The sequence below is a fragment of the Streptomyces sp. genome, from assembly GCF_031181555.1.
Lineage (GTDB): Bacteria > Actinomycetota > Actinomycetes > Streptomycetales > Streptomycetaceae > Streptomyces > Streptomyces fimbriatus.
Genome location: NZ_JAPSKQ010000026.1, coordinates 43,088 through 51,908 on the forward strand (window position 1 = coordinate 43,088; position 8,821 = coordinate 51,908).

An 8,821-nucleotide genomic window follows, 5' to 3' on the forward strand; every position below is an offset into this window, starting at 1 on the left:
GGGGCATGAGTTCCCGGGGCGCGGGGCGGGTCCTTCAGTCCGCGTGCCGCACCGGGCAGCCGCGCAGTCCAGGGACGGGGCGGGTGCCCAGGTCCTCCAGCCGGTAGCCGTTCGGGTAGCCCTTGATCTCCCGGTTCTGCCGGGCGAAGTGCGGGGCGCTCCGGGGCGGCAGCAGACGGACGGCGCGCCCCCGCAGCCGTACCGCGCGGCGCACCCACGCGCGCGTGGCGGCGCCGGGCGGGGGGTAGCGGAAGGCGCGCAGCAGGGGTTCGTCGAGCAGGGCGAGCGTGGCGGTGCGCAGCAGGGGGGCGAGCGGGCGCGGGTACCAGGAGGCCATGAGGTCGAGCGTGGCGTCCGAGACCCGCCGCGCTCCCTCGTCCCAGCCGAAGTGGGCTTCCTCGTAGGCGTCGAGGAAGGCCTCGAACTCCTCGTAGGACTCGGGGATGTCCTTGATGCCCATGTGCCGTCCGAGGGTCTGGTAGTGGACGGCGGCGGCGACGGTCTCGTGACGCGACATCCTGCGCCACCCGTAGGCGTCGATCCAGCGCTTGGGCATCACGACGAACGTGCACAGGACGTACCGCATGTCGTCGTCGGGGATGTCGTAGCTGCGGTGCATCCGGTTGATGCGGCGGATCGCGGTCCGGCCCCGGTCACTGCCGAACCCGTGCTCGACGACGGCGTCCAGGAGCAGCGAGGTGTCGTCGTAGCGTTTCTGCGTGCGGTCCGTGAGCTCCGCCGTCTCGGCGAGCAGCCGGCCGATGCGGGGAACGGCGTAGGTGCGGTAGAGGGCCAGTTCGAGGGACCGGGCGAAGTCCCAGGGGAACTCGTACGCCATGCTGAGCCGGTAGATCTCCGTGGCCTCCTGGTACGGGTCCATCCGCCGGATCCGTTCCAGTCGTTCGAAGCGCTTCACCGCGCCGCCCCCTTCTGTCGCCGGAGTTCCAACTCTACGTTGAGTGACAGGAGATGAACGGTCGGCGAGGGCAATCGCACAGGGGGAAGGTGAACCGCATGTGGGACGGGTTCCGCAGGGCCGGTGGCAGAGTGGCCGACAGCGTGCGCGCGCGGCAGCGGACCGAGCGGGTGGATCGCCCGCACAACCTGTTCGAGGCCGCCGCGGCCTACGTCTCGGCCTGCGCGGAGGACGACCAGGAGCGGATCGACGAGGTGTCCGGCTGGGTGTCGCCGGAGGCGCTGTCGTTCGGAGTGAACGAGCTGGCGTGCCGGGCCGTCATCGCGCTCGCGCGGGAGCGTGACGAGTCCCCGCGGACGGTCGCGCGTGCGCTGCTGGGGCTTCCGGCGGCCTGATCCCCCCGGCGGCACGTGGCCGATCCGCCCTCCTCCGGCCGGAAACCCGCAGCTCCGGGAGCGGCTGCGAGGTCGTGACAAGCGGCTCGGGGTCGGCATAGGGTGCGCGCCGACGGACGAACCGATGGGGAGGCTGGGATGGCCGGGACGGACGAGGACGCCGTCGCCGCCGCGGACGATGCACTCTATGTGCTCACGGCGGTGCTGCTGACGCCGGCGAAGTTCCCGAGCGTGCTGGGCGACGACTACCCGGAGGCGTGTGCGGCACTCGGTCTCCCGCCGCTCGCCGACGGGTACGGACTGGTGCTCGGCCAGGACGGTGAGGGGGCCCGGTGGACGGTCGTCGTCGACGACGTCTCGCTGGTCGCCGTCGCGATCGCGTCCTGGGACTGCGGCATGGAGCACGACCTGTCGCCGGACGAGCGGACGGTCGTGACCGCGCTGCCCGGCTGGCCGCTCGCGGTCGCCGTCGCGGCGCCGAACGTGCCCGCGCCGCACGATCCCGGCCCCGACGCCGCGGACCGGCCCCCGCTGTCCCCGCCGGACGCGAGCGTCTGGGGACCCGCCCAGCGCCGCTTGGGCGCCGACGAGATCGCGCTGCAGTGGGCGATGTGGCGGGAACAGGTCGACGACACGGCGTTCCCGGCGCCCGGCGGCCCGGGGGAAGCGGCCGACGGTGCCGAGGACGCCCCGGAGGACACCGCGGAGAGCAGCGCGGAGGACAGCGGGACGGAAGGCGGCGGCCGCGGCCGGCGGTCGGGCCGCAGCGGCGTCCGGCGCGTCCTGGCGGAGGCGCGCGCCTACGTCGACTCGCCGCCGCCGCTCGGCCGGGTCCGCTCGTCCTTCGCGCCGGGCGGGGCGCGCATCCTGCGGGCCGACGGTCCCGGCTGGTCGCTGGTCGCCAGGACCGACGACATCGCGTTCGTCCTGCTCGACGACGAACCCGGTGAGGTACTGCCGGTGGGCCGGGGGCCGGAGCTTCCGGGGCTGCTCGAAGCACTCGACAAGATGGCCGTACGACCCCTCTGAGCCCACCCGGCCCGCGAAAGGGCCACGGACAACGGAAGCTGGCGTGTGGTGAACCTCTACGCGCAGGCATCGTTCCATAGGGCCTCAACCCATCGATGACGGCGCGGTCGGACCTCACCATGGGGCAGCCCCGTGCTCCACCCTGTGCCCTCTTCCGTTCGTCCGTCTTCCCGGAGGCCGTCATGCGCCCGTCCCGTGGCGTTCCGTTGCTCGCCGTCGTCCTCGCGGCGACCGCCCTCACCGCTCCGTCTCCGGCCCGTGCGGCCGGGGACGGTCACTGCGCGCGCCAGGAGCGGGTGCGCGTGCCCGGCGCCGCCCATCAGCGCAGCGCCTGTCTGCCCGACCTGACCACCACGGGGCTGGCCGGCACCCCGTACACCGACATGGCCGACCAGGCGGGTCTGACCGCCGCGGCCACCCGGTCGCCGTCCGGGGTGCCCGGTGTGCAGATCGACGGCTACTTCCCGGACTCCTCACGTTTCAACACCACCCACGGATGGCGGCACGACGCGCAGTTCGTCATCCGGTTGCCCGACCGCTGGAACGGCGGACTGGTCGTCACCGGCGCGCCCGGCAACCGCAAGCAGTACGCGACGGACAAGGCGATCTCCGACCAGGTGCTGGCCCGGGGCTACGCGTACGCGGCGACCGACAAGGGCAACAACGGGGTCGACTTCTACCGTGACGGGACCCGGCCCGGTGACGCGGTCGCCGAATGGAACGCGCGGACCACACAACTCACCCGGGCGGCCCAGCGCGTGGTGGCGCAGCGCTACGGGCACGCTCCGCGCCGTACGTACGTCACCGGCGTCTCCAACGGCGGCTACCTCACACGCTGGCAGCTGGAGAACCACCCCGAGCTGTACGACGGCGGGGTGGACTGGGAGGGCACCCTGTGGACGGCCGACGGGTCCCCTCCGCTCACCTCCCTGCCGGTGACGGTGGCCCGGATGTTCGGCGCGGCACAGGACGAGGACCTGTACGCGGCGGGCTTCGCACGCGGTTCCGAGTTCCTGTGGCCGTACCACGAGAAGGCCTACTGGGGAGTCACGCAGAAGATCTACCGCGCCGAGTTCGACCCGGCCTACGACCCCGGGTGTCCCGGGCCCTCCGCGGGGTCGACGACGGAGCAGGTCCTCGCGCCGTGCGTCTCCGACGCCTCCTACGACTACGCCTCGCGCCCCGACTCCGTGCACCGGGCCGTGGCCCGGGTGTCGCTGACCGGGCGCATCGGCCGGCCGCTGATCACCCTGCACGGTGATCTGGACGCGCTGCTGCCCAAAGCCACCCACTCCGACGTGTACGCGCGCATGATCGACGCGGCCGGGCGGGGTGCGCTGCACCGCTACTACACGGTGCAGGACGGCACGCACGTCGACGGGCTGTACGACACCCATCCGGACCGGCTGCGGCCGATCCTGCCCTGCTACCGGTCGGCGTTCGACGCCCTGGTGGCCTGGGTGGAGCGCGGAGTCAGGCCGCCGGCGGACCGGACCGTCGCCCGGCCCGCCGGCGGTGACGTGGTCGACTCCTGCGCGCTGGACGCCGGTGAGGCAGTGGTGCGGTAGCGCCTCAGCGGCCCAGCTCCTTGCGCGAGACGCGGCGCAGCCTGCGCCGCTGCGCGGGGTCCAGGGCGAGGTACGCGGCGGCCGGGACTCCCAGGACCATCAGGAGCACGGCCCACCAGGGCAGCCAGATGAGCAGGACGAGCCCGGCCGCCACACCCCCCGCGGCGATCTTGGCATTCTTCGACATGAGTGTCGCCTCCTTCGCGGCCACTGCCGCTCTCTGTCGTGAAAACGGGCCCGCGCTTTCGGCGGTTCCGGACCGCGCCCCTGAGACGCCCCTGAGTTACGACCCCTAGGGTTCTCCGAGCACCCGTCGTGCTCCTTCGGCAGCAGGAACACGACGCGCCTCCATGGTGACCCGGATCACACCCTCAGGAACACCCGGACGACCCTGAACGTGCTGTACCCTCGGCCGCTCCGGCTTCACTAGTCAAGTTTGAGGAATCCGTCATCGCTGCGCAGACGCACCCCCCGGCTCCGCCTTCCCCGTACTCCGAACTGACCCGGGGCCCGGCCGTCTTCGTGCCCGGCGATCCCGCCCGCACCGGCCGTGTCGCCTTCTGGCGGCCGGACGGTTCGGCTCCTCCCGCCGTGGCCGCGGGGTCGGTCGAGGACCTGGCCGTCGCCGTGCCCGGCGACGACGGGATCACGTCGGTACGCGTGCCCGCCGTTCTCCTGCCGGTGCGCGCCGCGCTGCCGCTGCTCACACGGGCGCGGGCCGGCGGTGAAGGGCACCGGGCCACCGTGTTCTGGGGCGCTGCCGCCGTGCACGCCCTGCACCTGGTGGCGCGCGGGCTCCTGCTGCCCGGCCTGTCCCCGGCCGACCACGACGCCTGGCGCGTCGGCCCCTTGGGCGCGGAGGACATCGACGCGGTGCGCCGGCTCGCCGCGGCGATGCCGCCCGAGGCCCATGCCGTGCCGGTGGACGCCCCCGGGCCGCTGCGGCTGCACGACCCGGAACGGCTGCTGCGCGCGTTCCTCGACGCGGTCGCCGACGCCCTCCCCCGCTCCCCCGCCGCGCCCTTCGTGACCGGCGCCCCGGCCTTCGCGGTACCGCGGCCGCAGCGGCTTCCCGAGCTGCGCGGCTGGGCCGCCGATGTCGCCGCGGGACACGACGCGGGCGTACGGCTGTCCCTGCGGATCGAGGTGCGCGGGCTGACCGACACGGCGGACGCGGGGACCGCAGAGGGCGCGGCGGACGCGGCGGGTGACGGGCCCGGCGGCGCGGACGTGTCGTTCCGGGCCGTGCTCCAGGTGCACGGCGTGAGCGATCCCGCCCTGGTCGCGGACGCCACCGAGGTGTGGGCCGGGACGTCCGGCGGGGACTTCGGTCCCCGCGCGCGGATGGACGCCCTGCTCGCGCTGCGCCGCGCCGCGCGGGCCTGGGCGCCGCTCACGCCCCTGCTGTCGGCGACCGTGCCGGACGCGATCCACCTCGCCGACGAGGAGGTCGCCGAACTCCTCGGCGAGGGCACCCGGGCGCTGGCCGGCGCGGGCGTCGACGTGCACTGGCCCAGGGAGCTGGTCCGCGAACTCACCACCCGCGCGGAGATCGGTCCCGCGGGCGACGGGCCGGAGCCCGGGAGGGCCGGCTCCTTCGAGGGGCCGTCGTTCCTGTCCGCCGACGCGCTGCTCGCCTTCGACTGGTCGTTCGCCGTGGGCGACCAGCCCCTCACGCGCGAGGAGCTGGACCGGCTCGCCGAGGCGAACCGCCCCCTGGTGCGGCTGCGCGACCAGTGGGTGCTGATCGACCCCCGGGAAGTACGGCGCGCCCGGGCACGCCAGGACCACAAGATCACGCCGGTCGACGCGCTCGGCGCGGCCCTGACGGGCTCGGTGGAGGTCGACGGCAGCCGGATCGAGGTGCGCCCCACCGGGTGGGCGGCGGCGCTGCGGGACCGGCTCGCGGACCCCGAGGCCCAGGAGCCGGTCGAGCAGCCGGCCGCCCTCGCCGCCACGCTGCGGGACTACCAGCGGCGCGGCCTGAACTGGCTGGCGCGCATGACCTCCCTGGGCCTGGGCTGCTGTCTCGCCGACGACATGGGCCTGGGCAAGACCATCACCCTCATCGCCCTGCATCTGCACCGCCAGACCGATCCCGCGTCGGCGGGGCCCACCCTCGTGGTCTGCCCGACCTCGCTGATGGGCAACTGGCAGCGGGAGATCGAGCGGTTCGCGCCCGGTACCCCGGTGCGCCGCTTCCACGGGGCGCGGCGCGCACTGGACGACCTGGCCGGCGGCGAGTTCGTGCTCACCACCTACGGCACCATGCGGCTGGACGCACCCCGGCTCGCCGAGGTCGCCTGGGGAATGGTCGTCACCGACGAGGCCCAGCACGTGAAGAACCCGTACTCCTCCACGGCCCGGCAGCTGCGTTCCATCGGCGCACGCGCGCGCGTGGCGCTCACCGGCACACCGGTGGAGAACAACCTGTCGGAGCTGTGGGCGATCCTCGACTGGACGACACCCGGGCTGCTGGGCCGGCTCGGCACCTTCCGCAGGCGGTACGCGGACGCCGTCGAGGGCGGACAGGACCCGGCCGCCGCGGACCGGCTGGCCCGGCTGGTACGGCCGTTCCTGCTGCGCCGTCGCAAGGCGGACCCGGGGATCGCGCCCGAGCTGCCGCCGAAGACGGAGACCGATCACGCCGTGTCGCTCACCCAGGAGCAGGCGGGGCTGTACGAGGCAGTGGTGCGCGAGGCGCTGGCCGAGATCTCCGGTGCGGACAGCATGGCGCGACGCGGGCTGATCGTGAAGCTGATGACCGGCCTGAAGCAGATCTGCAACCACCCGGCGCAGTTCCTCAAGGAGGAGCGGCCCGTGGTCGCGGGGCGGTCCGGGAAGCTGGAGCTGCTGGACGAACTCCTCGACACGGTCCTCACCGAACAGGCCGGCGTCCTGGTGTTCACGCAGTACGTGCAGATGGCCCGGCTCCTGGAGCGGCACCTGGCCGCGCGGGGTGTGCCGGCGCAGTTCCTGCACGGCGGCACGCCGGTCGCCGAGCGCGAGGCGATGGTGCGCCGCTTCCAGGACGGCGAGGTTCCGGTCTTCCTCCTGTCGTTGAAGGCGGCGGGCACCGGGCTGAACCTCACCCGCGCGGAGCACGTCGTGCACTACGACCGCTGGTGGAACCCCGCCGTCGAGGCGCAGGCGACCGACCGCGCGTACCGCATCGGCCAGACCCGGCCCGTGCAGGTGCACCGGATCGTCGCCGAGGGGACGATCGAGGACCGCATCGCCGAGCTGCTGGTCCGCAAGCGGGAGTTGGCCGACGCGGTGCTGGGCTCCGGTGAGGCGGCGTTCACGGAGCTGACGGACGCGGAGCTGGCGGATCTGGTCGAACTGCGAGGGGGACTGCGATGACCCGGTACCACGGTGACGAGGCCGACGTGGAGCGCACCTTCGCCGCGCTGCCGCCCGCGCGGGGACGGGGTTTCGCGCAGACGTGGTGGGGCCGGGCCTGGCTGACGGCGCTGGAGGGCACGGCACTGGACTCCGAGCAGCTCAAGGCGGGCCGCAGGCTCGCCCGCGCGGGAGCGGTCGGTGCGGTGTCCGTACGGCCGGGACGCATCACGGCGGTCGTGAAGGACCGCGGCGGAACGGCCCACCGGGCGGACGTCCTGCTGCGGGAGCTGTCCGGGGAGCAGTGGGACCGTTTCCTGGCCATGACCGTCGAACGGGCCGGGCACGTCGCGGCGCTGCTCGACCGGGAGATGCCGACGCACCTGGTCGAGGACGCGGAGCTGGCCGGGGTGGAACTGCTGCCGGGCCTGGGCGATCTGGAGCCGGAGTGCGACTGCGGCACCTGGGACCACTGCGGCCACACGGCGGCGCTCTGCTACCAGGTGGCCCGGTTGCTGGACCGGGACCCGTTCGTCCTGCTGCTGGTGCGGGGACGCGGTGAACGCGCCCTGCTGGACGCGCTCCAGACACGCGGTGACACCTCCGCCGGCCGGCCCGCCCGGCCGGAGGGCGTGGACCCGGCCGAGGCGTACGCGGCCGGGGACATCCTGCCGTCGCTGCCCGGCCCTCCCGCACTCCCCGCGGAGCCGGGGGGCCCGCCGTCGCTGGACACGGAGGCCGCGCCCGGTGCCGGGGTCGATCCGCGCGCCCTGGAGTTCCTGGCCGCCCGGACCGCCGCCCAGGCCCACCGCCTGCTGGCCGAGGCGCTCCGGGAAGGGCACGACCGGCAGGCCGTGGAACCGGAGCCGACGGTGGCGCAGGACGCGGTGCGGCTGGCCGCCGGGGACCCCGGACGGGCCGTGGCGGACCGGCTCGCGGACGGATCGGGGCGCGGCCGGGAAGGGCTGGCCGTGGCCGTCCGGGCCTGGCGGCACGGCGGAGCGGCGGCACTGACCGTGCTGGACGAGGAGTGGACACCGGACGCCGAGGGCCTCGCACGCGCGCGTGCCGCCCTGGAGTCGGCCTGGGACGAGGACGAGCGGCCGGCGCTGCGGGCCCGCGCCAACCGGTGGACGGTCGTCGGCGCGCCCGTCCAGCTGCGCCTGGGACGCGACGGCCGCTGGTGGCCGTACCGCAAGGAGCGCGGCCGGTGGGTCCCGGTGGGGGGTTCCGCCCAGGACCCGGCGACGGCACTGGCCTCGGCGGAGCGCGCCTTCGGAGGGTGACGTCCCCTTGGAGGCGCGCCCGGCGTCCGTGGTGTCAGGGCAGTGCGACGTCCCCCAGGGACAGGAGCGATTCGAGACCGCCCGGCAGACTGCTGGGCACCCCGCTCGGCGGGGAAGCCGGACGGCAGTTCCGTGGGGAAGCCGGACGGGAACCGGCTCGGCAGACCGCTGGGCAGCTCGGAGGGGATGCCCGGCGACAGGTCGGGCGGACCGCCGGTGTTCGTGCCGCTCTCGGTGGGCTCCTTGTCCGGCGAGTCGCCGTCGCCCGAGGCCATCGGCACCACG

7 protein-coding genes are annotated in these 8,821 nt (G+C 74.5%); 5 read left to right on the plus strand and 2 right to left on the minus strand.

What is annotated here, in order from left to right:
* Positions 1-34: 34 nt before the first annotated feature.
* Positions 35-916 carry an oxygenase MpaB family protein gene (locus RIM90_RS08440; protein ID WP_309059963.1) on the minus strand — a complete coding sequence of 294 codons (882 nt, stop codon included), beginning with the start codon at positions 914-916 and terminating at the stop codon, positions 35-37.
* Between the two features lie 98 nt (positions 917-1,014).
* Here RIM90_RS08440 and RIM90_RS08445 point away from each other — a divergent pair, with 98 nt between their 5' ends.
* The 3 genes from RIM90_RS08445 to RIM90_RS08455 all read left to right on the plus strand — a co-directional run bounded on the left by RIM90_RS08445 (position 1,015) and on the right by RIM90_RS08455 (position 3,908).
* A complete protein-coding gene (locus RIM90_RS08445; protein ID WP_309059964.1) occupies positions 1,015-1,311 on the plus strand; it encodes a hypothetical protein in 297 nt (98 codons plus the stop codon).
* Positions 1,312-1,449: 138 nt separating this feature from the next.
* Complete coding sequence (locus RIM90_RS08450; protein WP_309059965.1) at positions 1,450-2,340, plus strand: hypothetical protein; 891 nt, start codon at positions 1,450-1,452, stop codon at positions 2,338-2,340.
* 182 nt (positions 2,341-2,522) lie between these two features.
* A complete protein-coding gene (locus RIM90_RS08455) occupies positions 2,523-3,908 on the plus strand; it encodes a tannase/feruloyl esterase family alpha/beta hydrolase (RefSeq protein WP_309059966.1) in 1,386 nt (461 codons plus the stop codon).
* A 4-nt stretch (positions 3,909-3,912) separates the two neighbouring features.
* On the opposite strand, the gene RIM90_RS08460 is transcribed toward RIM90_RS08455, so the two are convergent.
* Complete coding sequence (locus RIM90_RS08460) at positions 3,913-4,095, minus strand: hypothetical protein (RefSeq protein WP_309059967.1); 183 nt, start codon at positions 4,093-4,095, stop codon at positions 3,913-3,915.
* Positions 4,096-4,430: 335 nt separating this feature from the next.
* Here RIM90_RS08460 and RIM90_RS08465 point away from each other — a divergent pair, with 335 nt between their 5' ends.
* Complete coding sequence (locus tag RIM90_RS08465) at positions 4,431-7,271, plus strand: DEAD/DEAH box helicase (RefSeq protein ID WP_309059968.1); 2,841 nt, start codon at positions 4,431-4,433, stop codon at positions 7,269-7,271.
* A complete protein-coding gene (locus tag RIM90_RS08470; RefSeq protein WP_309059969.1) occupies positions 7,268-8,536 on the plus strand; it encodes an SWF or SNF family helicase in 1,269 nt (422 codons plus the stop codon). Before RIM90_RS08465 ends, RIM90_RS08470 begins: the two co-directional genes overlap by 4 nt.
* The last annotated feature ends 285 nt before the right edge of the window (positions 8,537-8,821 follow it).

Coding starts and splice junctions, on each gene's coding strand:
- RIM90_RS08450 (WP_309059965.1), top strand. CDS start 1,450: ATGGCCGGGACGGACGAGGACGCCGTCGCCGCCGCGGACGATGCACTC.
- RIM90_RS08460 (WP_309059967.1), bottom strand. CDS start 4,095: ATGTCGAAGAATGCCAAGATCGCCGCGGGGGGTGTGGCGGCCGGGCTC.
- RIM90_RS08455 (WP_309059966.1), top strand. CDS start 2,523: ATGCGCCCGTCCCGTGGCGTTCCGTTGCTCGCCGTCGTCCTCGCGGCG.
- RIM90_RS08445 (WP_309059964.1), top strand. CDS start 1,015: ATGTGGGACGGGTTCCGCAGGGCCGGTGGCAGAGTGGCCGACAGCGTG.
- RIM90_RS08470 (WP_309059969.1), top strand. CDS start 7,268: ATGACCCGGTACCACGGTGACGAGGCCGACGTGGAGCGCACCTTCGCC.